The sequence below is a fragment of the Bacillus atrophaeus genome (assembly GCF_001584335.1).
In the GTDB taxonomy this organism is placed as follows: Bacteria; Bacillota; Bacilli; order Bacillales; family Bacillaceae; genus Bacillus; species Bacillus atrophaeus.
In genome coordinates this window covers 1-25,767 of record NZ_LSBB01000017.1, presented here as the reverse complement: position 1 = coordinate 25,767, position 25,767 = coordinate 1, and the positions used below count along the sequence as shown (strand labels likewise).

General features: G+C 45.5%; 21 protein-coding genes and 1 pseudogene. 7 read left to right on the top strand and 15 right to left on the bottom strand.

Annotated features, from left to right (window positions below; translation table 11 throughout):
• Positions 1-42 precede the first annotated feature (42 nt).
• A complete protein-coding gene (locus AXI57_RS08240) occupies positions 43-4,401 on the top strand; it encodes a multifunctional 2',3'-cyclic-nucleotide 2'-phosphodiesterase/3'-nucleotidase/5'-nucleotidase (protein ID WP_061669785.1) in 4,359 nt (1,452 codons plus the stop codon).
• Positions 4,402-4,432: 31 nt separating this feature from the next.
• On the opposite strand, the gene AXI57_RS08235 is transcribed toward AXI57_RS08240, so the two are convergent.
• The 6 genes from AXI57_RS08235 to AXI57_RS08210 all read right to left on the bottom strand — a co-directional run bounded on the left by AXI57_RS08235 (position 4,433) and on the right by AXI57_RS08210 (position 11,191).
• Positions 4,433-5,098: an NAD(P)H-dependent oxidoreductase gene (locus AXI57_RS08235; protein ID WP_010787938.1), complete on the bottom strand. Its 666-nt coding sequence runs from the start codon at positions 5,096-5,098 to the stop codon at positions 4,433-4,435.
• Positions 5,099-5,240: 142 nt separating this feature from the next.
• Positions 5,241-5,957 (bottom strand): trehalose operon repressor, encoded by a 717-nt coding sequence (treR, locus tag AXI57_RS08230; RefSeq protein ID WP_003328635.1) that lies wholly within the window; start codon positions 5,955-5,957, stop codon positions 5,241-5,243.
• A gap of 20 nt (positions 5,958-5,977) precedes the next feature.
• A complete protein-coding gene (gene treC, locus AXI57_RS08225) occupies positions 5,978-7,672 on the bottom strand; it encodes an alpha,alpha-phosphotrehalase (protein WP_061669784.1) in 1,695 nt (564 codons plus the stop codon).
• Positions 7,673-7,750: 78 nt separating this feature from the next.
• Positions 7,751-9,163, bottom strand: a complete 1,413-nt coding sequence (treP, locus tag AXI57_RS08220; RefSeq protein ID WP_061669783.1) for a PTS system trehalose-specific EIIBC component — start codon at positions 9,161-9,163, stop codon at positions 7,751-7,753.
• A 162-nt stretch (positions 9,164-9,325) separates the two neighbouring features.
• Positions 9,326-10,726 (bottom strand): alanine/glycine:cation symporter family protein, encoded by a 1,401-nt coding sequence (locus AXI57_RS08215; protein WP_061669782.1) that lies wholly within the window; start codon positions 10,724-10,726, stop codon positions 9,326-9,328.
• Between the two features lie 90 nt (positions 10,727-10,816).
• Positions 10,817-11,191, bottom strand: a complete 375-nt coding sequence (locus AXI57_RS08210; RefSeq protein ID WP_061669780.1) for a DnaJ family domain-containing protein — start codon at positions 11,189-11,191, stop codon at positions 10,817-10,819.
• Positions 11,192-11,452: 261 nt separating this feature from the next.
• Between AXI57_RS08210 and ltaS the strand changes: the two genes are divergently transcribed.
• Positions 11,453-13,402 (top strand): lipoteichoic acid synthase, encoded by a 1,950-nt coding sequence (gene ltaS, locus AXI57_RS08205; protein WP_061669778.1) that lies wholly within the window; start codon positions 11,453-11,455, stop codon positions 13,400-13,402.
• A 39-nt stretch (positions 13,403-13,441) separates the two neighbouring features.
• Here ltaS and nagE read toward each other — a convergent pair whose 3' ends face one another.
• Positions 13,442-14,803 (bottom strand): N-acetylglucosamine-specific PTS transporter subunit IIBC, encoded by a 1,362-nt coding sequence (gene nagE / locus AXI57_RS08200; protein WP_003328629.1) that lies wholly within the window; start codon positions 14,801-14,803, stop codon positions 13,442-13,444.
• A 172-nt stretch (positions 14,804-14,975) separates the two neighbouring features.
• On the opposite strand from nagE, the gene map reads away from it, so the two are divergent.
• From map to AXI57_RS20760, 4 genes are all read left to right on the top strand, one after another.
• Positions 14,976-15,725 carry a type I methionyl aminopeptidase gene (map, locus tag AXI57_RS08195; protein ID WP_061669776.1) on the top strand — a complete coding sequence of 250 codons (750 nt, stop codon included), beginning with the start codon at positions 14,976-14,978 and terminating at the stop codon, positions 15,723-15,725.
• Between the two features lie 78 nt (positions 15,726-15,803).
• Positions 15,804-16,118, top strand: coding sequence for a DUF3243 domain-containing protein (locus AXI57_RS08190; RefSeq protein ID WP_034718078.1), 315 nt, complete (start codon positions 15,804-15,806; stop codon positions 16,116-16,118).
• Positions 16,119-16,226: 108 nt separating this feature from the next.
• A complete protein-coding gene (locus AXI57_RS21320) occupies positions 16,227-16,382 on the top strand; it encodes a hypothetical protein (RefSeq protein WP_141292193.1) in 156 nt (51 codons plus the stop codon).
• Between the two features lie 179 nt (positions 16,383-16,561).
• Positions 16,562-16,702: a YflJ family protein gene (locus AXI57_RS20760; protein WP_003328624.1), complete on the top strand. Its 141-nt coding sequence runs from the start codon at positions 16,562-16,564 to the stop codon at positions 16,700-16,702.
• Positions 16,703-16,745: 43 nt separating this feature from the next.
• Here AXI57_RS20760 and AXI57_RS08185 read toward each other — a convergent pair whose 3' ends face one another.
• Positions 16,746-17,408, bottom strand: coding sequence for an MOSC domain-containing protein (locus tag AXI57_RS08185; protein WP_061669774.1), 663 nt, complete (start codon positions 17,406-17,408; stop codon positions 16,746-16,748).
• A gap of 65 nt (positions 17,409-17,473) precedes the next feature.
• Between AXI57_RS08185 and AXI57_RS08180 the strand changes: the two genes are divergently transcribed.
• Complete coding sequence (locus tag AXI57_RS08180; RefSeq protein WP_003328622.1) at positions 17,474-17,746, top strand: acylphosphatase; 273 nt, start codon at positions 17,474-17,476, stop codon at positions 17,744-17,746.
• Here the strand turns inward: AXI57_RS08180 and nosA are convergent.
• The 7 genes and pseudogenes from nosA to AXI57_RS08140 all read right to left on the bottom strand — a co-directional run.
• A complete protein-coding gene (gene nosA, locus AXI57_RS08175) occupies positions 17,740-18,819 on the bottom strand; it encodes a nitric oxide synthase (protein ID WP_371845869.1) in 1,080 nt (359 codons plus the stop codon). The two genes, AXI57_RS08180 and nosA, sit on opposite strands and share 7 nt — an antisense overlap.
• Before the next feature lie 136 nt (positions 18,820-18,955).
• Positions 18,956-19,753: an MBL fold metallo-hydrolase gene (locus AXI57_RS08170; RefSeq protein ID WP_061669771.1), complete on the bottom strand. Its 798-nt coding sequence runs from the start codon at positions 19,751-19,753 to the stop codon at positions 18,956-18,958.
• 63 nt (positions 19,754-19,816) lie between these two features.
• Positions 19,817-21,115 (bottom strand): Mg(2+)/citrate complex secondary transporter CitM, encoded by a 1,299-nt coding sequence (locus tag AXI57_RS08165; protein ID WP_061669769.1) that lies wholly within the window; start codon positions 21,113-21,115, stop codon positions 19,817-19,819.
• A gap of 188 nt (positions 21,116-21,303) precedes the next feature.
• Positions 21,304-22,266, bottom strand: a complete 963-nt coding sequence (locus AXI57_RS08160; RefSeq protein ID WP_061669768.1) for a tripartite tricarboxylate transporter substrate binding protein — start codon at positions 22,264-22,266, stop codon at positions 21,304-21,306.
• Positions 22,267-22,277: 11 nt separating this feature from the next.
• Positions 22,278-22,964: a response regulator gene (locus AXI57_RS08155; protein WP_061669766.1), complete on the bottom strand. Its 687-nt coding sequence runs from the start codon at positions 22,962-22,964 to the stop codon at positions 22,278-22,280.
• A pseudogene (locus tag AXI57_RS08150) lies at positions 22,912-24,569 on the bottom strand (sensor histidine kinase). Before AXI57_RS08150 ends, AXI57_RS08155 begins: the two are co-directional and overlap by 53 nt.
• A 512-nt stretch (positions 24,570-25,081) precedes the next feature.
• Positions 25,082-25,767 (bottom strand): collagen-like triple helix repeat-containing protein (locus tag AXI57_RS08140; RefSeq protein ID WP_162267642.1); only part of this gene is annotated, 686 nt, incomplete at its 5' end.

Sequence of the window (25,767 nt, the reverse complement as noted above, 5' to 3'; positions counted from 1 at the left end):
ATAGGGAATGTGACATAAATTTGGTTGAAAGGTGGAGAACAGGTGGGAATACAGAAAAGCCGAGGCAATAACAAAACGATTCTCCGTATTCTGCTATCCTCAATTATGATACTTAGTCTAATCCTCCCAGCATCACCCATTCGAGCAGAAGAAAACGCCGATCCTCATGTGAATCTTAGTATTTTAGCGACAACGGACATTCATGCCCACATGATGGATTATGATTACTACAGCGACAAAGAAACAGCGGAATTCGGCCTCGCAAGAACAGCTGAATTAATCGCAAAGCACCGCAAAGAAAACCCAAACACCCTTCTCGTTGATAACGGAGACTTAATTCAGGGGAATCCGCTTGGCGAGTATGCGGTGAAATACGAAAAAGACGACATTATCTCGGGCGCAAAAACCCACCCGATTATTGATGTCATGAACCACTTGGATTATGACGCCGGCACACTCGGCAACCATGAGTTCAATTACGGCCTCGACTTTTTGGACGGCACGATAAAAGGCGCCGGTTTTCCGATTGTAAACGCCAATGTCAAAACACTCAGCGGCAAGCATCGCTTTACGCCGTATGTGATTGATGAAAAAACCGTAACAGATGAAAACGGAAACGAGCAGCGCATTAAAGTCGGCTATATCGGCTTTGTTCCGCCGCAAATCATGACATGGGATAAAAAACATCTGGAAGGAAACGTCCAAGTTCAGGATATTGTCGAATCGGCCAATGAAACGATTCCGCAAATGAAGGCGGAAGGCGCAGATGTCATTATCGCCCTCGCCCATACCGGTATTGAAAAACAAGCACAGTCAACCAGAGCGGAAAATGCGGTATTCGACCTTGCTACAAAAACAGACGGCATTGACGCCATCGTCTCCGGCCACCAGCACGGACTCTTTCCTGATGCAGAGTATGCCGGAATCGACAAGTTCGATGTTGAAAAAGGCACGATTAATGGCATTCCGGTTGTGATGCCGAGCAACTGGGGCAAGTATTTAGGCGTCATTGATCTTAATCTGGAGCAATCGGACGGCTCATGGCGGGTCGCTGATTCCAAAGGCAGCATCGAACCGATTGCAGGTACAGTCACAAGCAGAGATGAAACGGTAACAAACACAATTAAGCAAACACATGAAAACACGCTGGAGTATGTCAGAAAACCGGTCGGGCAAACGGAAGCTGATATCAATAGCTTTTTTGCACAGGTGAAAGACGACCCATCCATCCAAATCGTGACAGACGCGCAGAAATGGTATGCGCAGGATGTCATGAAGGATTCAAAATATAAAGACCTCCCGATTTTGTCGGCAGGAGCGCCCTTTAAAGCAGGCGGGCGAAACGGGTCCAATTATTACACCAACATCGCAGCAGGCGATCTGGCAATTAAAAACGTAGGTGATTTGTATCTGTATGACAATACCGTGCAAATCGTAAAACTGACCGGAAGCGAGGTTAAGGATTGGCTGGAAATGTCCGCAGGCCAATTCAATCAGATCACACCAAATAAAGGCGGGAATCAGGCTTTGCTGAATGACAGCTTCCGTTCTTACAATTTTGATGTGATTGACGGCGTCACCTACCAAGTTGATGTCACAAAACCTGCTAAATTTAACGCAAACGGCAAAATGATCAATTCCGATTCCGGCCGAATCATCAATCTTTCCTACGAAGGAAAACCGATAGACGCCGATCAAGAGTTTCTTGTCGTCACAAACAATTACCGGGCTTCGGGCGGCGGAGGCTTTCCTCATTTGTCCAATGATAAAATTGTGTATGCATCAGCTGATGAAAACAGACAGGTGCTGATGAATTACATTCTTGATCAGAAAAAGATCAATCCAAAAGCGGATAACAACTGGTCCATCGCCCCTGTAGCAGGAACGAACCTTACGTTTGAGTCCTCTCTGCTTGCTAAACCGTTCGCAGAAGAAGCTGATGACGTTGCGTATCTGGGCGAATCATCTAATGAGGGCTATGGATTGTACAAGCTGCAGTTTGATGATGATCCGGTGACAAATCCGCCGGATGATGACATATGGAATCTAACGGTTATGCATACCAATGACACGCACGCCCACCTCGATGATGCAGCAAGACGGATGACGAAAGTAAACGAGGTGCGTAACGAAACAGATCACAATCTTCTGCTTGACGCGGGAGATGTGTTTTCCGGCGATCTTTATTTCACAAAATGGAACGGGCTCGCTGACCTTCAATTCATGAATAAGATGGGATATGACGCGATGACTTTTGGGAACCATGAATTTGACAAAGGCCCGAAAGTGCTTGCTGATTTTCTCAGCGGAAACAGCACAGCCGTCGACCCGGCGAACCACTATCAATTCAAAGCGCCTGAGTTTCCGATCGTCAGTGCCAATGTGGATGTCTCCAAAGAGCCTAAACTGAAGCCATTCATGAAAGATCCGCAGACATTCACCGCGGGAGAAAAGAAGGAAGCAGGCATCCACCCATATATTTTGCTTGACGTTGACGGCGAAAAAGTCGCCGTATTCGGACTCACGACAGAAGATACCTCGACAACATCCAGTCCGGGAAAAAGCATTGTTTTTAATGATGCCTTTGAAACAGCGCAAAACACAGTGAAGGAAATTCAGGACAAAGAGAAGGTCAACAAAATTATCGCCCTGACCCATATCGGGCATAATCGTGATCTTGAGCTGGCCAAAAAAGTAAAAGGCATCGACTTGATTGTCGGCGGACATTCTCATACGCTCGTTGACAAGATGGAGGTTGTGGACAACGAAGAACCGACAATCGTGGCGCAAGCTAAGGAATATGGCCAGTATTTAGGCCGGGTAGATCTTGCGTTTGATAAAGACGGAATCGTTCAGACAGACAAATCAAATCTCAAAGCTCTTCCGATCGATGAAACCATTAAAGAAGACCCAGATGCAAAAAAACAGCTCAGCAAGTTCAAAAACGAGTTAGAAGACGTAAAAAATGAAAAAGTCGGCTATACCGACGTGCCGCTCGACGGACAGCGTGAACATGTGCGAACGAAGGAAACCAATCTCGGTAACTTTATCGCTGACGGCATGCTGGCAAAAGCGAGAGAATCAGCGGGCGCACAAATCGCCATCACAAATGGCGGCGGCATCAGAGCGGGCATTGATAAGGGCAAAATCACACTCGGAGAAGTTCTGAACGTCATGCCGTTCGGCAATACCCTTTATGTCGCAGACTTAACAGGAAAACAAATTAAAGAAGCCCTCGAGCAAGGCTTGAGCGGCGTGGAAGACGGAGGCGGTGCTTTCCCTCATGTGGCCGGCATTGAATATACTTTCACGTTACAAAATGAGCCGGGAAAACGCGTGATTGATGTCAAAATGGTAAATGGCGACGGAAGCACAGAGAATCTAAACGAGGAACGCACCTACCGTGTAGCGACAAATAATTTCGTCGGAGCGGGCGGTGATGGGTATTCCGTCTTTACAAAGGCTTCCCGCGGAGAAGACTTAGGCTATGTTGATTATGAGATTTTCACGGAACAGCTTGAAAAAGAAGAAAAAGTTTCTCCGAAAATCGAAAACCGCGTCAAGGAAGTCTACCTGCCGACAAAGCAAAAAGATGGCAGCTGGACGCTTGACAATGATGAATTGTTTTCCGTTTATGCAAACAACGCAAACAAGGCGATGGTCTACTTTGAAAAGGACGAAGGCACTGCAAACAAAATCAATCTCAAGCTGACGAAAAATCAAATAGATTTGTTAAAAGCACGGAAAACCGATCCGACTGTCACGATATTTAACCATTGGTTCGGCATGAAGCTTCCGCTTTCCAACATCGAATCAGCCGAGGCCGCAATCGGGATCGAATCGACAGAAGATATGGACGCTGCACTGACAAATGTGTACGATTTCAGCATTGAGCAAAACGGAAAAGACGTTAACACCTTCAAGGAACCGGTTCAGCTGTCCCTTCGGATCAATGATATGAAAAAAGCGAAAAATCCCGCGGTCTACTATATTGACCGGAAAAAGAAACTATTCACAAAAACAGACAATGGCTCCGTTCGGCATGACGTTGTCACCGGATATACGAATCACTTTAGTGAATACACCGTCTTAAACGCCGGAGCTGACGGCACACCGCCTGATTTTCCAGCCGATAACCCGTCAGATGGGAACCACGGCAATGATGGCGGCGGCAATGACGGAAAACAGCCGAATGATGGCAGTGACACGCAAACACCGCCAGGCACCGAACCGACAGACACAACAGGAGGTTCAGGAGATGACACGCCGGGCGGCGGCTTACTGCCTGACACCGCCACCTCTATGTACTCCATTCTGTTAGCCGGATTTTTGCTCAGCGCACTCGGCACCGCTCTGTATCTGTATCAGCGGAGAAAGCAGAATAAAGCGGATCAAGCATAAAAAAAGAGCTGCTCATAACGAGCAGCTTTTTTTACACCCACTTCACAACATCTTCAACAGCCGATCTTGTTTTCGGACGAGGTTCTCTGACACGGTAGCCGAATGCCGCCATAACGGAGATGTCGAAGCTTCCGTTTTCAAGTAACCCTTCTTCCTCAAGAATACGGTGGATCTCGTCGTAATTGAATCCTTCGACAGGGCAGGAATCGATTCCGATTTGCGCGGCAGCGGTCATCATGTTGCCAAGCGCAATATATGTTTGTTTTGAAGCCCAGTCAAATATGGCTCTGTCGCTTTCTAACAAATGAAAATCATGTTTCTGGAATTCCTCTGTCTTTTTTAAGTATCCTTCATACATTTCTTCCGGCATTTGTTTCACTTCTTTTAAATGCTGTTTCACGTAATCGGAATCAAATGTGATATCCTTTGCCGTACGCGCGAGGATCAGCACAAAGTGGCTTGCCGTCGGCAATTGCTTTTGCGCGCCCCATGTATATTCGCGAAGCTTTTCACGCAATGCCGGATCTTGCACGACTACGAATTTCCAAGGCTCAAGACCGAGCGAGCTTGGAGACAGTCTGCCTGTTTCTAAAATAAATTCAAAATCACTTTCTGATATTTTTTTAGCAGGATCAAATTCCTTCGTCGCGTGTCTGAATTTGTATGCATCAATAATTTGTGTTTTTAAATCTGCCATGTCAGCACCTCTCCTTTTGGTTAATCTGATTTCTATTGTAGCCATTATTTTAAAAAGTAAAAGTACGCACATTTTTGTTGGATAGTATCAATTTTGATACCAATCAGATACAAAAACGCGGTCTGCCAAAGGCAGCCGCGCTTTATTTTCCCCGTCTCGCGAAATCTACAAAGCGGAATTTATCCAGACGGTGTCTGCTTTCCGTATATTGAAAAAGGGTTGTGTCCTCTAAGAAGACGTAGTTTTTTACGACCACCATATGATCATATCCGTACAGATCAAGATAGTCCCTGTCTTCATCTGTGCACGGCTCTGCGACGATTTCTTTTTGCGCGTAGCTGATCGTAAGACCAAGCTCCCCTTCAATATATTCGTAAATCGAGTCTTCGCAAATTTCCTTTGTCAGATGCGGGACATGTTTTCTGTAGAAGTAATCCTTGTCCAAGATGACGTGCTCGCCGTCAATCTTTCTCGATCTGATCACTTCCCATACATCTTCATCCGGCAGTGCCTGAAGCTGCTTTTGAATCAGATCTGGGGGAAGAATCAGTCCGAATTTATGAACGGTTGTTTCGGTTTCCTTGCCAAGCGTCTGCGCAAGTTCTTTGAAACTGACAAGGCCTGAGACGGGAAATTGCATTTTTTCCCTGTTCAGAATGACCGAGCCTTTGCCTTTGATCTTCTGAATATAACCGTTTTGCGCAAGCATGTTGAGCGCCTTGCGGACGGTTTCTCTGGATGTATCGTATTGTACGGACAGGTCATTTTCAGACGGGAGAGTCTCCTCCGCCTTCCATTTTTCCCATTCAATGTGCTGTGCGATGTCTTTATAAATCGAAATATATTTATTTGCTTTCATTTATTACCACCCAGAATAGTTTAGCACGGTTTTGTCAGATGATAAACGATGGATTCATATGGGCGGAGCGTAAGCTGTTTCGGGCATCCTTCCCTCACTTCTTCGTCGTTTGTGAGAAGCACCATATACGTCCATTGTTCAAGCTCAAACTGCTCAGGACGTGTAAAAACCGCCTCCGTGCCATAAAAGTTATTGATGACGAGCAATTTTTCATTCTCACCGTGCCTTACATACGCAAAAATGTTCGGATCATCTTTGTCAATCAGTTCGTACTTCCCATCGGTGACAATATCATATTCTTTTCTGATCTGGATCAGTTTTTTGTAATGGTGAAAAATCGAGTTTTTGTCCTTGCGCGCGGCTTCGGCGTTGATCTCCCGGTAATTGTCTGCAACCGGTATCCATGGCGTCCCGGTTGTAAAACCCGCATTCGCCTCGCTGTTCCACTGCACAGGGGTTCTGGAATTATCACGGGATTTCTCTCTCAGTATTGCCAGAATCTCCTCTTCCGCCACACCATTTTTCTTCATAAGACGGTACATATTCAGCGATTCCACATCCCGGTAAGAGCTTATTTGCTGAAACTTCGGATTGGTCATGCCAAATTCCTCACCTTGATAAATGTACGGAGTGCCCTGCATCATATGAATCGCGGTTGCCAGCATTTTTGCTGACTTTTCCCGATACATTCCGTCATCTCCGTATCTGGAGACAATTCGCGGCTGGTCGTGATTACACCAAAACAAAGCGTTCCAGCCTCCGCCGGCATGCATTTCCGTCTGCCAAGCCGACAAAATCTCCTTCAATTTCAGAAAATCAAACGGAGCCAGCGCCCATTTTTCTCCATTCGGATAGTCTACTTTTAAATGGTGAAAGTTGAATGTCATATCAAGCTCTTTGCTTGCCGGATTTGTATACCGGACGCAATGATCAACCGATGTAGAAGACATCTCCCCGACGGTCATGCTGTCATAATGGGAAAACACTTCTATGTTCATTTCATGAAGATATTCGTGCGCCCGAGGTCCGTCAGTGTAAAACGAACGCCCATCGCTACCGTCCTCTGCATCAGGAAAACGCCGATCTTTGGAAATCAAATTGATGACATCGAGCCGAAAGCCGTCAATGCCCTTTTGAAACCAAAAATGCATCATGTCATATACATGCTTTCTGACTTCTTCATTTTCCCAGTTCAGGTCAGCCTGCGTCACATCAAACAAGTGCAAATAATACTGCCCGCTAAAAGCGTCAAATTTCCATGCGGAGCCCCCGAATTTCGATTCCCAATTAGTCGGAGCCGAGCCGTCTTCCCTCGGGTCCTTCCAAATATAAAAATTACGGTACGGAGAATCCTTTGAAGAAGCGGCGTCCTTAAACCATTGATGCTCAACTGAGGTATGGTTCACAACAAGATCCATCACAACCTTGATGCCTCTATTGTGCGCTTCATCTAATAAGCGTTCAAAATCTTCCATTGTACCGTAGTCCTTATAAATGCTGTAATAATCCCTTATATCATAGCCGTTATCATACTGCGGAGAGTCATAAACAGGCGTCAGCCATATGACATCAACAGAAAGCTCCTTCAAATAATCAAGCTTTTCTATCACACCATTCAAATCGCCAATGCCGTTTCCTGTCGTATCGTTAAAGCTTTTCGGATAAATTTGATAAACCACGGCTTTTTTCCACCATGGCCGTTGCGTTGTTTTCATATTCAGCACCACCACTATTTTTTTCTATTGAAAGGGGAAAAGGGACTGCTGTATATGCGTCCCGCTCCCGTTCTATTATTATTTTCGCTTCAATCTTGCGTAGGCGTATGTGCCCGCAAACGGCACGATCAGCACAATCGCCATTCCGATCGCAAACGCGCCCCAGTACTGGCTCATGATGGAGAAGATCCCCGGCACGCCGCCGACGCCGACTGAACTTGCCAATACACCTTGTGTAGAAATGTACATGCCGGCCAGCCCTGAGCTGATCATGGCGATGATAAACGGAAATCTGTAACGGAGGTTCACCCCGAATATCGCCGGCTCCGTAATGCCGAGATAGGCAGAAATTCCCGAGGTTAAAGAAAGTCCTTTTTGTTTCTCATCCTTTACGATAAACATCATCGCTAACGCAGCTGAGCCTTGTGCGATATTCGAAAGCGCAAGCATCGGCCATAAGAACGTGCCGCCGAGCTTGGAACCGATCAGCTGAAGATCGACTGCTAAGAACGTGTGATGCATTCCTGTAATAACAAGAGCCGAGTATAACCCGCCATACAACAGACCGCCAAGCGCGGAGAATGATCCGAAAATCGCAATGAGTCCTGATGTCAATACGTTGCCGATCGCAAAAGTAATCGGTCCAATAATGATAAAGGAAGCAAATCCGATGACAAGCAGAGTGATCGGCGCTACCACCAATAGCTGTATGCCCTCAGGCGTGCGTTTTGTTAAAAACAGCTCCAGCTTCGCCAATAAATAGGACGCAAGCAGGATCGGAAGCACTTGGCCTTGATAGCCGACCTTTTGCACCTCTAGGCCGAATAAATTCCAGACCGGAATCTCGCCGCTTTGCTCTGCCGCACCGTAGCCCCACGCGTTTAACAAATCCGGATGTACAAGCATTACGCCAAGCACAATACCGAGCAGAGGATTTCCCCCAAATCGCTTCACCGCCGACCAGCCGATTAAAGCAGGCAGAAAGGTAAAGGCCGTTCCCGCAATCAAGTTGATCATATTTGCTAGGTCCGCCCACTGCGGATAGACTTGAACAATTGATTTGGAGCTGAAGAAAATGCCCTGAGCGGTTAAAATGTTGTTAATCCCCATTAGCAAACCCGCTGTAACAATCGCAGGCAAAATCGGGATAAAAATATCAGCAAGCGTTTTCACAGCACGCTGCAAAGGATTCATGTTTTTTTCTGAAGCTTTCTTTACCTCATCCTTTGACGACTCACCGATTCCCGTTTCCTTCACCAGTTCCGCATATACTTTATTGACTGTTCCCTGGCCGATGACCACCTGAAACTGGCCGTTTGTTGAAAAAGATCCCTTTACCACATCAATTTGATCAAGCACCTCTTGATCAACCTTGCTATCATCCAGTAACGCAAACCGTAAACGTGTAACACAATGAGTCGCCGCTGCTATATTTTCTCTTCCGCCGACAGCATCGACAATCTGCTGTACAGATCTAGTAAGCTCACCCATGCCAACCCCTCCGTAACCGTTTTCATTTCTATTGATAAACTTGTATATACATGTTATGAATCTATTGTATTCTTGTATATACATGTAGTCAACAACTTTTTATAGCGCTTTCATACCAGAATCGTGCCAAAAGACCTTTACACACAAAAAAAGCCCTGAATATCAGGACTTTACGACTTTCTCAGATGATTTTGTTTTTTTTATATCCCGTAAATAAAACTGTTCGGATTGAAAGAATTCGTCAAATAAGGCGCGGACTTTCCTACTTAATAGAAGCAACGCGATAATATTAGGCAGAAGAATGCCGCACAGCGCAAGATCAAGAAAACCCCAAATCAGCTTCGCGCCGCCGACTGCACCCACAATGATGGCTGCTAAATAAACAGCCTTCATCACGGGGCCTGCTTTTAAGCCGAATAAAAATTCTGCCTGTTTGGCTCCGTAAAAAATCACAACCAATATTGTTGAGACCACAAAGAATACAAGAGATACGGCAACCAAATACCCGCCAAAAGCGCCGAAATAATGTTCAAAGGCTGCTGCTGTCAAAGAAGAAGGATCAGACGCTGCATTCTCTTTCGTCCATACCCCTGACGACACCACGACAAACGCTGTCACCGTACAAATGATCAGTGTATCAATGACAATTCCGATAATCGACCAGAAACCCTGTCTGACAGGATGATCGGTCATCGCCGCGGCGTGGGCAATCGGAGCTGTTCCCATTCCCGCTTCGTTGGAATAAAGCCCCCGGGCGAAACCCCAGCGGATCGTTTCCGCCAATGCGGCGCCGCCAAAACCGCCGACAGCGGCAGAAGGCTGAAACGCGTCAGAAAATACCAGTGAAAAAAATGCAGGAATACTCGAGCCGTTCGTTACCATAATCCATACGCCCGCTCCTATGTAAATTCCAGCCATCAGCGGAACGAACCACTCCGTCACTTTCCCGATTCTTGTAATCCCGCCAAGCACGACAAATCCAACAATAACAGCCATGACAATGCCTACAGCCCATTCATTGAAGGAAAAGGTTAAGGCAAGCGATGAAGAAACGGAATTCCCCTGTACCATAATGCTTGGAATCAACTCCACAATAAGTGCAACTGAAAAGAAGACGCCAAGCCATTTCATCTTTAACCCTTTTGTTATGTAATACATCGGTCCCCCGACAAATTCGCCCTGTTCATTTTTTTCTCTGTAATGAACGGCAAGCACGCTTTCCGAAAACTTAATCGCCATGGCAAACAGCGCGATCAGCCACATCCAAAAGACTGCTCCCGGTCCGCCGAACATAATGGCTGCCGGCACACCGACAATATTAGCGGCCCCGATAGTCGAGCTTAGAGCCGACGTCAATGCCTGCAGCGGCGTGACCGTCCCCTCTCCCTTCGGCTCTTTTCCTACACTGCCGATCGTTTGTTTGAAAATATATAACGGATAACGAAACTGAAAAAATTTCAATAAAATCGTAAAATACAGTCCTGTCCCCGTCAGCAATATAATCAGAGGAGGACCCCACATCCAGTCAGATACACTTTCCACCCATTGCAATAACTGATCCATCCCATCACCCTTTTTTTCATTTATGGGTCATTACCACAATAGGAAGAAAGTAAACGTTGTTTGGCGTTTTTTAGGAACGGATTGAAATGACTATCGTCCCAGCTTGTCATCCACCTTGCTTTTATAAAAGGCAGAAGCCGGCTTGGCAAACATGTCTTTTTTGCTGATCAGCTTGTCGAGCCTGAGCTGTTTTTCCGTTTTCGTTCTGATTAAATGCTTTCGCTCTTCTTCGTCATAGCATTTGGCTATCAACTGGTTAATGGTCATCAGCTCTTTTTTGAGCGCGCCCTCGTCTTCTGCCATTCCGGCATTTTTCAAGATGCGGTATCCCATTCTGAGCGATTCCGGCAAGTGGGCTGCGTCATCCTTTGGAAGCGGCTTTCCCATCCCCGGCAGGTTTTGAAATTCTCCTTCTTGAATGGCGCGTTTGATTTTATCCTCAGCCACAATTTGCGCAAAATCCATGATCCCGCTCCTTTTTCATTTATTGTTTCTATTTTACCATATGCGTGCATACCGACCCATATCCATCCATATTTACAAATAAACAACATCGCAAAAAAGCCGGAAAAACCTATGATAACCGTTGATTCGACAGTGTTTTTCGGCACTTTACCCATAAACCGTTTTTCACTTTTCTAATCGCCGGATTCATGGTATATTTAATTACGTTCGTTTTTTCTATCGTTCCGCCTTGAACTGTGATCGGGAAAAAGGAGTGTAACAATGAAAAAATTTATAAAAGAAAAAGGACTGGCCTTCTTCTTGGTTGCCGCCGTCCTCTTATGGATCAAAACGTATGTCGCTTATGTTCTGAACTTTAATTTGGGAATTGACAACATGATCCAAAAAATATTGCTTTTTGTGAATCCGCTCAGCTCCAGCCTGTTCTTTCTTGGATTTGGACTCTTATTCAAGAAAAGATTACAGCAGACAGCCATTATAGTGATTCATTTTTTAATGTCTTTTTTACTGTACGCAAACATTGTGTATTACAGATTCTTTAATGATTTTATTACCATTCCCGTTATTATGCAGGCTAAAACAAACGGAGGGCAGCTTGGAGACAGCGCCTTTTCGCTGATGAGCCCGACTGACGTTTTCTATTTTATTGATACGGTCATTTTGATTATTTTGGCCCTCAAGATCAATAAGCCTGCCGAAACAACGTCGAATAAAAAATCTTTCCGCATTGTCCTTGCCTCTGCCGTGCTGGTTTTCTTAATCAACCTTGCCGTGGCTGAATCGGACCGTCCTGAATTGCTGACAAGATCATTCGACCGCAACTATCTCGTCAAATATCTGGGAACCTATAACTTTACGATTTATGACGCCGTGCAAAATGTGAAATCAAACAGCCAGCGTGTACTTGCGGATTCAAGCGATGTAACGGACGTTGAAAACTATATGAAAGCCAACTACGACGTGCCGAATAATGTGTACTTCGGCAAAGCGGAAGGCAAAAATGTGATTTACGTTTCTTTAGAATCGCTGCAGTCATTTATCATTGACTACAAAATTAACGGCAAGGAAGTCACGCCGTTTTTAAACAAACTGGCACACGATAACGAAACGTTCTACTTTGATAACTTTTTCCACCAAACGGGACAAGGCAAAACCTCTGATGCAGAGTTTATGATGGAAAACTCTCTGTATCCATTGTCTCAAGGATCGGTATTTGTAAACAAAGCGCAAAACACGCTTCAATCGGTTCCTGCCATTCTGAAATCTCAAGACTACACGTCTGCAGCTTTCCATGGCAATACGCAAACCTTCTGGAACCGGAATGAAATGTACAAAGCGGAAGGCATTGATAAGTTTTTCGATTCCGCTTACTATGACATGAGTGAAGAAAACATTAAAAACTACGGTATGAAAGATAAACCGTATTTCAAAGAATCCATGCCGCTTTTGGAAAGCTTACAAGAACCGTTCTATACGAAGTTCATTACGCTGTCCAACCACTTCCCATTCGGAATGGATAAAGAGGATACAGACTTCCCGGCCGGAGACTTTGGCGATTCTGTCGTCAACAATTACTTCCAGTCCGCGAATTACCTTGACCAGTCGATTGAGCAGTTCTTTAATGATCTGAAAAAAGACGGTCTGTACGATAAATCCATTATTGTGATGTACGGAGACCATTACGGCATCTCTGAAAACCACAATACAGCAATGGCAAAAGTACTCGGCAAAGACGAAATCACCGATTATGATAATGCTCAGCTTCAGCGGGTTCCATTATTTATTCACGCTGCGGGCGTAAAAGGTGAGAAAGTTCATAAATACGCCGGTGATGTCGATGTGGCTCCGACTGTTCTTCATTTACTCGGAGTGGATACGAAGGATTATCTAATGTCAGGCTCTGATATCTTATCGAAAGAGCACCGCGAAGTGATTCCGTTCCGAAACGGGGACTTTATTTCTCCTAAGTACACGAAAATATCCGGTAAATATTATGATACAAAGACCGGAGAGCTTCTGGAAGAATCTGAAGTCGATAAGAAAGAAGACTCGCTTGTCAAAAAAGAACTCGAAATGTCCGATAAAATCATAAACGGCGATTTGCTGCGTTTCTATACACCGAAAGGTTTCGAAAAAGTGAACCCGTCCGACTATGATTATACGAAGCATGATGAATCTGAAACAACTTCATCAGACGATAAAGATAAATAAAAAAGCGGAGAGGCTGCCCTCTCCGCTTTTTTTATTTCATCAATCTTTTACCGCAGCTTTTAATTCTTCCGCTGCAAATTCCACATTCGGCCCGATGATAACTTGCACCGAGTTGCTGCCAGCTTTCACAACGCCTTTTGCTCCCGCTTTTTTGAGCAGGGCCTCATCTATCAAAGACGTGCTGTTGACAGTCAGCCGAAGCCTTGTCGCACAGTGGTCGATGGTTTGAAGATTCGTTTTTCCGCCCAGGCCCCTCAGCATGAGGTTGTCATTGACGGAATTTGCTGTGTCCTCATCCAGCACTTCATCCGGATCATCATCTTCCCGTCCAGGTGTTTTCAAGTTTAATACCCTGATCAGCACATAAAAGACGACAAAGTATAAAACAGCGTAACACAACCCGACCACTAGCAGAAGCAGCGGTTTTTCCGCTATTCCGTAGCTGGTCAAATAATCAATGCCTCCGGCAGAAAAAGTAAATCCGGACCTTATTCCAAGAACATTTACGATAAATAAGGACAATCCCGTTAATATGGCATGAACAACATATAACAGCGGTGATAAAAACATAAAGGAAAATTCAATCGGCTCTGTAATTCCCGTAATGAAAGCGGTCAGCGCTAATCCAATCATCATGCCTGCCGTCGCTTTCCGTTTTTCAGGCTTAGCGGTTACAATCATCGCAAAACAAGCCGCGGGCAGACCGAACATCATAATCGGGAAAAACCCGGTCATATATGTGCCTGCTGTCGGGTCCTTGGCAAAAAATCGCGCCAAATCGCCTGTGACTCCATTAAACTCACCAAACTGGAACCAGAAAATATTATTCAGCACATGATGCAGCCCCACCGGAATCAGCAGCCGGTTAAACACACCGAATATTCCCGCCCCGATTCCGCCGAGTCCAAGCATCCATTCTCCAAAATCATTGATTGCCGACTGAATCGGAGGCCATACAAAACCGAATATTCCTGCCAGTATAACCGTCACGATAGCGGTTACAATTGGAACAAGACGCCTTCCGCTGAAAAACCCAAGGTATTCCGGCAGCTTCGTATCCTTAAAGCGGTTATACGTATAACCCGCGATTAAACCAGCGATAATTCCTCCAAACACCGCCATGTTGTTCGTTTTATCAATCGCTTTTGTCGCGGCATCCAGCATAACATAGGATATCGCACCCGATAAGGCCGCCGCTCCATTGCTGTCTTTGGCAATGCCGATAGCTATCCCGATCGCAAAAACAAGCGGCAAATGAGCAAAAACCGCTGACCCCGCTTGATACACAAATGGGATATTAAACAAATCCTCTCTCCCTATCGCAAGGATAATCCCGACTGCGGGCAGCACCGCAATCGGGAGCATAAATGATTTCCCGAGTTTTTGCAAAAACTGAAGCATAACACCCATCCCCCTCTAACCCTTTTTTTCAAATATACCACATAAGATAACTAGTTATCTATACCAATTTTCCTGTATCACTTTCATATTTATCAGGCCGGCGTGTTTCCTATTTTTGAACCAGTTGTGGTAAGCTTAAATGAGATTATGTAAAAAGAAAGCGGGAATGAAGATGATTGTAACAAACGATCAAGAATTAGAAGGCCTTAAAAAAATCGGCAGAATCGTTGCCTTGGCACGAGAAGAAATGAAGAAAAAAGCAGAGCCCGGCATGAGCACAAAAGATCTTGACCTGATCGGTAAAGCGGTGCTTGATGAACATGGGGCCGTGTCAGCTCCGGAAAAGGAATATGATTTTCCCGGTGTGACATGCATCAGTGTAAATGACGAAGTGGCTCATGGCATTCCGAGCACATCGACCATTTTAAAAGCGGGCGATCTGGTTAACATTGATATCTCCGCTGAATTCGGCGGCTTTTACTCGGATACCGGCATTTCCTTTGTTCTCGGTGAAGGAGAAGAACGCCTCCATAAGCTTTGCCAATGCGCTGAAGACGCCTTTCAAAAAGGGCTCCAGCAGGCCAAAGCGGGCAAGCGCCAAAACCAGATCGGAAGAGCCGTATATCATGAAGCCCGTTCTCAAGGCTTCACCGTCATTAAAACTCTGACCGGCCACGGTATCGGCAAAAGCCTGCATGAAGAGCCGAATCACATCATGAATTATTATGATCCGTTTGATAACGCCCTTTTCAAAAATGGCACGGTGATTGCGCTCGAACCGTTTATCTCAACGAAAGCAGAAACCATTGTTGAGAGCGGAGACGGCTGGACCTTTAAGACACCTGACAAAAGTCTTGTCGCCCAAGTTGAGCATTCGATCGTGATTACGAAAGACAAACCGATTATCTTAACAATGCTGTAAAAACAGGTCTGGACATCCGGCATGTTTATCCCCTTCAAGAACAGGTAAAACAATACTATCGGCGAAGGAGGGATAGTCATCAACAGAGATAAAGAAAAAATCCAAATCGAAAACGAAATGCATGCGATGCACGGAACAGATAAAAAGGACATTTTAAAAGACTTTGAAGAATTTAAAGCTTATTTGAAAAAACAAGTGGACCTAGGAAAGAAATTCGGATTAGATGATGGAAAAATCATCAAAAGCGCCGCCATCCTCGGGGACTATCTCGCCAAACACGAGGAGCCGCAAAACGGAGAAGAAATGCTTCTGCAAGAGTTGTGGCGAGTGGCAGACGAGGATGAAAAGCAGCGTTTGGCCCAGCTTCTTGTCAAGCTGGTTGATACAGAATAATAGGCTGCCGGGCACAGTACAGTGCCCGGCATTTTTAATGTGCGCCCCAGGCTCAAGGCTTTCCATTATGGTACACTATACATGATGTTGCGAAAGGAGCCAGCCCGCATGTGGTTTATTATTTTTGGGATCATTTTTTTCATTGAGAGCATCATCCTGACCTTTTTTGGAATCAAGAAAAAAAACGGGATGCTGATCTATATCGGAATCGTGTTCGGCATTATGACGCTTGGCATCGTTATTTTAAAATTGACCGGCCATTAAAGCATGAAACGCTTGTCCTTTACATATACATGTTAGAGAACTTCACACCTCTAGACCGAAAGACTCAGTTTGCCAAACACCCCTTTTCAACGTCTTTTTATAGATGTTACAATGCCAAAAGTTTGGTAAAAAACTGAACAAACTCTCCTGTGCAGGAGATGGGAAAGGAGTTTTCTGACATGCATTATGGCAGTAAAGGCTGGTATGTAGAAGAATTAAAAAAACACGGTGTAACACACTATGAAGGAAGAAAGCTTCAAAGCTTTAAAACCTATTTTCTTGCCAACTTGCTTGAAACGAGAAAAAGCCAACAATCCTAACGTTTAAAAGCCGCGCACATTAAGTGCCCGGCTTTTTTTGCGGTCAAGCTTGCAGCAGTCTGTCCCGTTTCTTGATAAAAGACGTTCTCCAGCTTTCTGACAGTGTGTCCTCACGCAGGATCGCTTCAATCGCCGTCAGATTTTTTGCGTCATGGTATTTTACTTGGTTCGCATACGAGACTGAAATCTTTTGCGCGCCGCGTGACAGCAATTCCAGCTCAGCACCCGGCGAAACGTTCCCTTCCTCAAGCACTCTGAAATAAAAGCCTGTATATCCCGTTTTCTGAACTTGAAGCACCATATCCTTCACACCGTATTTCTTCGCAAGCTTCACACAGGGCTGGCGCGGCTGGCTGACCTGAACAACCGCTTCGTCCAGCTGATACACATCTCCGATCCAGACGTCCCGCTCCGTCAGTCCTTTTACCGTCAGGTTTTCGCCAAACGCCGCTTCCGGCAGCCGTCTTGCCAGGGCGTTCTCCCAATATGGATAATGCTCGGACGGATATACACAAACCGCTTTATCACGGCCGCCGTGATTGACCAGGTCGGCTTGTCCGTCTCCTGCAAAATTCTCACGGTACAGCATGACAGCCGACTCTGCCGGGCGCTTCACAATCCCGGTTTCCACTTTTCCCCCTTCAAATTCATAGATTTGCGGTTTGCCGATATTAATAGAAAGAATGGGAAAACGCGTTGAATTCATATAAACACATCCTTTGCAGTGATAGGAACCATTCGATTATCATAATAAGAAAAGGTGGTTTTGACATGCTCCAATATCGAATCATTGCAGACGGCCGTGTCCAAGGTGTGGGTTTTCGCTACTTTGTTCAATCAGAAGCGGATCGCTACAAGTTGGCCGGCTGGGTGAAAAACCGGGATGACGGCCGGGTCGAGATTCTGGCGGAAGGTTCCGAAGAATCCTTGAAGCCTTTTCTGAACGCTGTCAAAAAGGGCAGCCCTTTTTCAGAAGTCACAAACGTCTCTGTTTCAGAATCGCGCACCCTTGAAGGCCATCACAAGTTTTCCATCATTTATTGATAAGGCTTATCTTGGTAGAAATAATTCGGTTTGACGATCGTGTTGTCATAGCAACGGTGAAAAATATGGGTGGAAGCGGGAGATATCGGCGGAATCAGCCACGTCCAATCTCCCGTCAGCTTCCTGCCAGCCTCTTCTTCCTGTTCTTCAAACCGTTTAAATTGGCTTGCGGCTGTATGATGGTCGACAATACTCACCCCGTGTTTTTTGTAAGAATAAAGCACGGCTTTGTTCAATTCCACAAGCGCCTGGTCCTTCCACAGATCGGTATTAAAATCAGCGGCAATTCCCAAGATGGAGGCGATTTTTTTCAGCATATCATATCTCTTTTCATCAGCGAGGTTCCTTGCTCCGATCTCCGTTCCCATGTACCAGCCGTTGAACGGAGCGGCGTTGTAATGAATGCCGCCGATTTCAAGCTTCATATCCGAAATAATCGGCACACCATACCACTTCAGCTCTAAATCTGAGAACGACTCTATTTCGGGGTGCGAGAGCGGCACCTCTATGACGAGCGAACGGGGCAGCTCATACCAAACCGGATGCGCCTCACCCTTCAAGCGGAAGACGATCGGCAGCAAATCAAAGTCGGTTCGTTCCCCGCGCCAGCCGAGCTTCTCACATGCAGCCGTCAGGGAAGCGGATGCCGTGTCACCGATTCTACCGTCTTCGGATTCATATCCGGCATAGCGGATTAACTGATGGTTCCAGATTTCAATCTGTTTTTCTCCTTGGCACTCTGGGGGAAAAATCGTAATTGTCGGCTTGATTTTCCCGTTATTTGTTGCGGTTTCAATATGTTGGAATAATGCGTCACGCACCTCTTCCTTCGTCCGGACATCCCGCCTGTCAATGACATTCAGCGAGTTCCAAAACAAACGGCCGATGCAGCGGTTGCTGTTTCTCCATGCCATCTTTGCCCCGTGTTCCAGCTCTTCTCTTGTATGTACATAACTTCCCGTCTGATCAATCTCGTTCTTAATGTCCTCAAGACGTTGTTTCGCTTCTTCCCCTCTTTTCCCCAATTCCTGATAGCAAACGGCAATAAATTCTTTCGCTTCGTACCAGAGCATTTCTAGATCTTTCAACAAACTCTCTCCTTCATATCACAATTCATGCTTTTCATTGTATCGTTTTTGTTATGGAACATAAATTGTTTTTTTGTATCTTTTGGTAAACTGGGCATAAAAAAACACCCGCTGGGGGTGTTTACGTAATAGCCGACAAACGTTCTGCCAATGCACTCAAGTCTTGGCGATAGTTCCTGCCCGTCATCGGTATGCCGTGTCCTGTCAGCAGCGCTTCCGGCTCGAGCTTCGCAAGCCTTTGAATCGACTCGGATGCCAATGCTGTGTCCATCGTAAAATATGCCGGCGGGCCATGAAGCTCCTGCTTTTGGATGACGACATCGGCCAATGATTCCTGTTCCACCGTGATGACGGCATCACCTGCCAGCAGCACACGGCCGGATTCACGAAATAAAGAAACATGGCCGGGGGTGTGTCCCGGCGTAAACAGCCATTCCCACTCCTCAAGAAACGGAACTGAGCCGTCTTCCGGCAGTGTGTGCACATGGGAAGAGATATTAATGGAGTGACGCGGGAACAGAGGAGACAGCTTTGCGACAAGCCCGCTTTTACTGTCTGGCCGGGCCGGCGGATAATCCTCTTGTCCCGTCACATACGGCAGCTCTTTTTCATGAACATAAACCGGGACTTTCCATTGCTCCAATATCTCCTCAATGGCTCCGATATGATCGAAATGCCCGTGTGTCAGAATAATTGCTTTACATGTACAATTGTCTCCAAACCTTTGTTTCGCTTCTTTTATAATCATGCCGGCTGATTTCGGCATCCCGGCATCTATTAATACAAACTCATGAGGCTGCGACGGATTTTGAACAAAATACACATTCACAATTTGCACAGTCAGACCATGCACGCCCTTTGCCGCTTCAAACCCCATACCGCTTCTCACTGATGACAGCGGCATATAAGGATCACTCATTGTTGGCACCTCCGTCATAACATTGAATGCCATTAGTCTGCGTCTTTTAAATTGAATTTATGTTTATACAATAGAAATCGCGCCGATTAAGAGAGCGCACACCGTCATCACGACGACAGCGAGAACGGCCCATTTCATCGCAAACTTCTGATGCTCATCAATTGATACGCCGACAAGGCCGACTAACAAATGTGTAGACGGAACCAGCGGGCTGAGCATATGAATAGGCTGCCCGATGATGGAGGCTCTTGCGATTTCAACTTTATCCACGCCATAGGCAACAGCCGTTTCGGATAAAATCGGAAGCACCCCGTAGAAATACGCGTCATTTGGCATGAGGAACGTAAATATGCCGCCCGTTAACGCTACAATCACCGGAATAAACCCGCCCATTTGTTCAGGGATCATAGACACCAGGGAAATCGCCATTTCATCGACCATTTTTGTTCCTGTTAAAATTCCGGTAAATACACCCGCCGCAAAGATCATTGATCCGATTGCGAGCACATTGCTGGAATGGGCAGAGATGCGTTCTCTTTGATGATCAAGCCTCGGATAGTTCACAATCAGGGCGACACAAAACGCGATCACAAACAGCACAGTCAAATTCACTTTTCCGGAAACTAAAAACCCTATTAATGTAAGCGTTAACAGTAAATTAAACCACCAAAGCTTCGGCCGTTTCCATTCGTCCTCTACTGCGGCTGCCGTTTCGTTCGTATGAGCGGGCTGCTTAAGCTCGATGACGCCGAGACGTTTTCTTTCCATTTTTCCCAGCCCATAAGCGACCGCAATCATACAAAGCATCCCGCTTGCTATAACAGGAATCATTGGTCCCGTCAGCTCAGCCGGATCAACTCCCAGCGCGCTCGCCGCTCTTGGTGTCGCACCGCCCCACGGAATCGTATTCATAATCCCCATGCCGACGCCGGCAATACCGGCTAAAATAATCGGCCGGATACCAAGCAGCAAATAAAGCGGAAGCATGGCGCTTGTCGTAATCATATAGGTAGTCGAGCCGTCTCCGTCCAAAGCGACAAGCATTGTCAGCACCGCAGTCCCGACCACGATTTTTAACGGATCGCCTTTGACCAAATTTAATATTTTCGCGACCATGGGGTCGAACAATCCTGTATCAATCATAATACCGAAATATAAAATCGCAAACATAATCATGACCGCAGTGGGCGCCACCTGCTGAATCCCCGATATCATCATGTCACCGATAGCGTTGAATCTAAACCCGGCAATCAGCGCAAATATAATTGGCGTCAAGACTAATGCCGTCAGGACAGAAAGCCGTTTCGTCATAATCAGCACCATAAACACAAGCATCATAAAAAAGCCTAAGATTGCTAACATAGTATCCCCCCAAGTTATGAATCCGCTTTCATTTCGAAAGGCTCTGCTCCCCTTTGCTTTGCCTTTTTGTCATCTTATGAGAAAAAAATACTAAAGTAAATATTTTGAATTTTATATATATTTAATTTTTTATAACCTTTTTGTTCATTTTGATCATAAAAAAAGTATTCTGCGAGTTTACAGAATACTCATTGGTCTCCGCTCATGATGTCTTTATAGAACCTTGATTGTTCTTCTAAGAACCGTTTCGTTTCCCGGCTGTTTAAATAAAAGCTTTCCCAGTCCTGCTCCTTTATTTTCAGCTTCCATTCAGCTGATGATGTGACTTTTTTTAACGCCTGATCCCAATATAAAATCTCTTCATCCGACATGTTTTTCGGTCCCATGATACCTCTCCAATGAGAAAAGACAAACGGAATGCCTTGCTCTTTCCAAGTCGGCACGCTGCGAAAGCCGGCGAGCCTTTTTTCTGATGTCACCGCCGCTAATGTGATCTCGCCGGTCTTGTAGTATTTTTTTGCTTCAGATGCCGTCATCGACGCCGCTTCTATCTCATGGCTGATGAGCCCCTGAATCAGTTCTTCGCTGCTGTCGTACTGATAAAATTGGATGTCAAAGGGGTCAATGCCGTACATCTCAGCCGCCCTGACGAATGATAGCTGATCATCATTTCCAAGTCCGGGCGCAAAGCCGATTTTGACCTCGCCTGGATATTGCTTAATATGGCGCAGCAGCTGTTTTCCGTTTTGTATCGCCGACCCTTTTGGCAGGGCGACAGTCTGCCATTCTTTTGCGAGAATGGCTAATGGAGTGAAATCGTCTGGCTTCAGTTTGCTTTGGCCGAGAATGTAATTGCTTAGTATCAAGCTAGATGTCATGCTGATGGTGGGTTTATCCTGTGTGTTCACGTAATTCCAGCCTTTATCACCGCCGCTTCCGGGCTTATACACAATGTGAACGGAGTTTCTTACAATGTCTTTTTGCTTGAGCACAGACTGGATAGCCTGTGCTGTTAAATCCCAGCCTCCGGATGGCTCTGCGGGCACGACGATTTCAATCGGCCCGTCCGGCAAACGGGGAGCGGTTTTGTGCCGTATATCCCCTGACAACACGATCAGACTAACGATGAACATAAGCCCCAGCTTCTTCATATCTCCCCGTCCTATTCCGCTGCCAGATAATATTTTCTTTCGGGTCTGCCGATAATGCCGTATTCCAGTTCAGCGCGCGCTTCTTCCTTAGAGACCAGATACTCGGCATAGCGGCGGGCTGTTGTCCGTGACGCGCCCATTTTTTCTCCCAGCTCTTCAGCCGTCATTCCCTCTTGTGCATCGCGCAGCGTATCTTTTATCTTTCGCAGTGTAATGGAGCTGATGCCGGTGGGTAAGTCCTTGACTTGCTCAGCTTCTTTCACACTGGTGCTTCCCCCGAAAATATAGTCAATCACAGACTGGCTCACCTCTGTTTGAGACAGCAGCATCTGTCTTTTTTCTTTATACTGCAAAAGCACCTGTTTGAATTTATCTGCGGTTACAGGTTTAATGAGATAATGTGAAATACCCGCCCGAAGTGATTCCTGCAGAAGACGGGTTTCTGTGGCCGCTGTAATGATCATAATATCCACTGCCGGAAAACGGCTTCGAATCACCGGAAGTAATGCTGTTCCCAGTTCATCAGGCATATAAATATCTAAAAGCAGCAGGTCCGCCTTTTGGGCGGCCAAAAGCGACATGGTCTCTTTTGCATTGGCCGCTTTGCCTATGATATTGAATCCATCAAGCTGTTCAATCAATCTCTCATGAATTTGCGCTACTCGAAAATCGTCCTCCGCAATCACGATGTGAATCAAATGGATTCCCCCCTTTGTTTATTTCTCCTTCGGTATAAATACAGTAAATACCGCCCCGCCGTTTTTTTGATTTGTCAGTTCGACCCATCCGTTGACTTCATTTACTGATTCCTTAACATTGGCTAACCCATAGCCTCTCTTCATCCCCTTTGAAGAGTATCCCCTTTGAAACACGGTATCCATTTTGTCAGGCGGCACCCCGTCACCTGTATCGGACACTTCTATCACAATGTCATGCCCGATATCCGTGATGAAAAAAGAGACCTGCCGCATTTTCTTATCAGCCACAGCTTCGAAAGCGTTATCAATTAGGTTTCCGATAATCGTAATCAAATGTGATAAACCGATATGCTCTGGGAGCGGTTCTAACGTGCTGTTTTCATCAATGAAAAGCTTGACCTTTTTTTCAGACGCCTTGCCCATTTTCCCTAATAGAATGGCTTGTACCTGCTGTGAATGAATGTTTTGGAATAAGATATCGTGCTGTTCATTTTGGATAGCGTATTCTTCTTTAATCAGGTCGATCGCCTCTTCAAACTCACCAAGTTCAAGAAGTCCCAATATCGCATAGAGCTTGTTTGAAAATTCATGTGTTTGCGCCCGGAGATCTTCTGAGTATTTCCGCACCTCTGTCAGAGCATCAATCAGCTTTTTCAGTTCTGTTTTTTCCCGAAAGCTCACAACAATCCCGTATGCTTGTCCGCCTTGTGTCATGATCTTTGTATTTAAGATAAAGACTTGATCATTGACACAGACCTCCTGATTCAGCAGCATCTTTTCTTGATGGAGGACAGACATCAGCCCGGCTCCCGGCATCACATCATCAATAGGACAATGAATGACCGGCTCGGGAAGCTTGAGCATCTCGGCTGCCGATACGTTCATCATCGTGACGACACCTTCACGATTGGTGGCGATGATTCCTTCCTTAATCGCACGAAGCATCGCATTCCGTTCCCGGTAAAGCGAGGCAATTTCCTGAGGTTCAAGACCGAGCGTATCCTTTCTGATGCTTTTGGCGAGCGCAGCGGCACCCCCAAAACCTAACAGCAAAACGAGCACTGCCATATAGCTTAAATCGCGTAAGTGATCTTTAATTCCTTGTTCGGTTTCATTTTGCAAGAAATCAACAGACACACTGCCAATAATCTGGCTATGTCCCTTATGCTCTTGCATAATGGGCGCACTTCCTCTGATCACTTTGCGGTCATCGTCTTTTGTTCCGGATACGTGAGATCCCCCGAATAATATCGCTCTGCTAGGGGTCAGCCTTGTTTTTCCGCTGTTTTCTGAAGTTGTTTTAATTTCTCCTTTTTCATCCAATACATAAATCGCATAGGCGCCGGTCTGTTCTTTCATTTGCTCAATGACCTCTTGTGCCTCTTTCATCCTATTGCCTTCTGTATTTATGGATTCCTTAACCGGGGGCATATACGAAATGGTACGCGCCGTCTGGACCGCGAGCTGTTCTGCCTGTTTTTGGCCTTCCTTTGTTTGCTGAACAGCAAACGTAACCGTCAGCACCCCGATCACAAACATGAGGAGCACCGCAATCAAACCCATAATTTTTGTTTGCAGAGAAAAGTTGAACCGCTTTTTGACCACAGACACCAGCCCCTCCTTTCTACCTAAAATGATACCATTTTTCTATTCAGAAATTTTAATGTTTTTAAAAACTTCTTTCCTTGTTATTGTTAAACTGAGGTTAAAGTTGTATTTTTACATAATAAAATAAGAAGGATTTTATGATGCAGGATGATTGGTTGGGAGGAAATTGTCACGAGTACGTATGCCATCAGCGAGTATAAAACCATTGGGAACAGGTTTACTCTATCATTCTGATAGGCATACGGGATCGGGGATCGATCAGCATATTTGAGCGTGAGAGGGGATATCTGTTTGCTGTGATCTTCGGCCTCACACTACAAGCTTGGCCTGTTCTTGAGAAAGCTGGTCATGCCGTTCAGTATTTAAAAGAAATAGACCTGGCCGCATATGGGACAGGTCTTCATACCTTGGTTTAGTGTATAGTTTTTGGAGTTAAAAAGTAATACTATTCCGCAAAAATAAACGGGACATGTCATATCGTTGAAAATGGGGAGCTTTTCGAAAGTAGCTTAAGAAAAACGAATTGCGTTTATATCTAAATTTAATGCACTAGCGGAACTGACATTACTTACTGATGTAAATATAATTCTAACTTCATAAGTTGTGGCTCCGGTAGTAGCTGCTGTATTTACATTGGTCGAAGCTATTGGAAATCTAGAAGTTATTGCAACGTTAACATTCCTTTGTACTGTTCGTGTATCTAACAAAGTCCCATTTCGATACGTTCTCACTTGAAAAGTAAAGTTAGAGTTAGCTGTTGTGACAACATCTACTGATATTGCAAAATCCACTTTTATATTTTGACCGATAGTGGTTGGCACATTTAATGAACCTATTGTTGTTTCAGTGCTATTAACTGCGACAGTAACTGGGCCTGCAACTTCTGTGAAAAATAGCTGTGGACTTTCACTTGTTGGTCCTGTGACTCCAGTTGCTCCCGTTACACCTGTTGGTCCAGTTGCACCTGTTGATCCTGTTTCTCCTGTTACTCCGGTTACACCTGTTGATCCGGTTGCTCCTGTTGATCCGGTTGCTCCTGTTACTCCGGTTACACCTGTTGCTCCGGTTGATCCTGTTGCTCCTGTTACTCCTGTTGATCCTGTTACACCTGTTGGTCCGGTTGATCCCGTTACTCCTGTTACACCTGTTGGTCCGGTTGATCCTGTTACTCCTGTTGATCCCGTTACACCTGTTG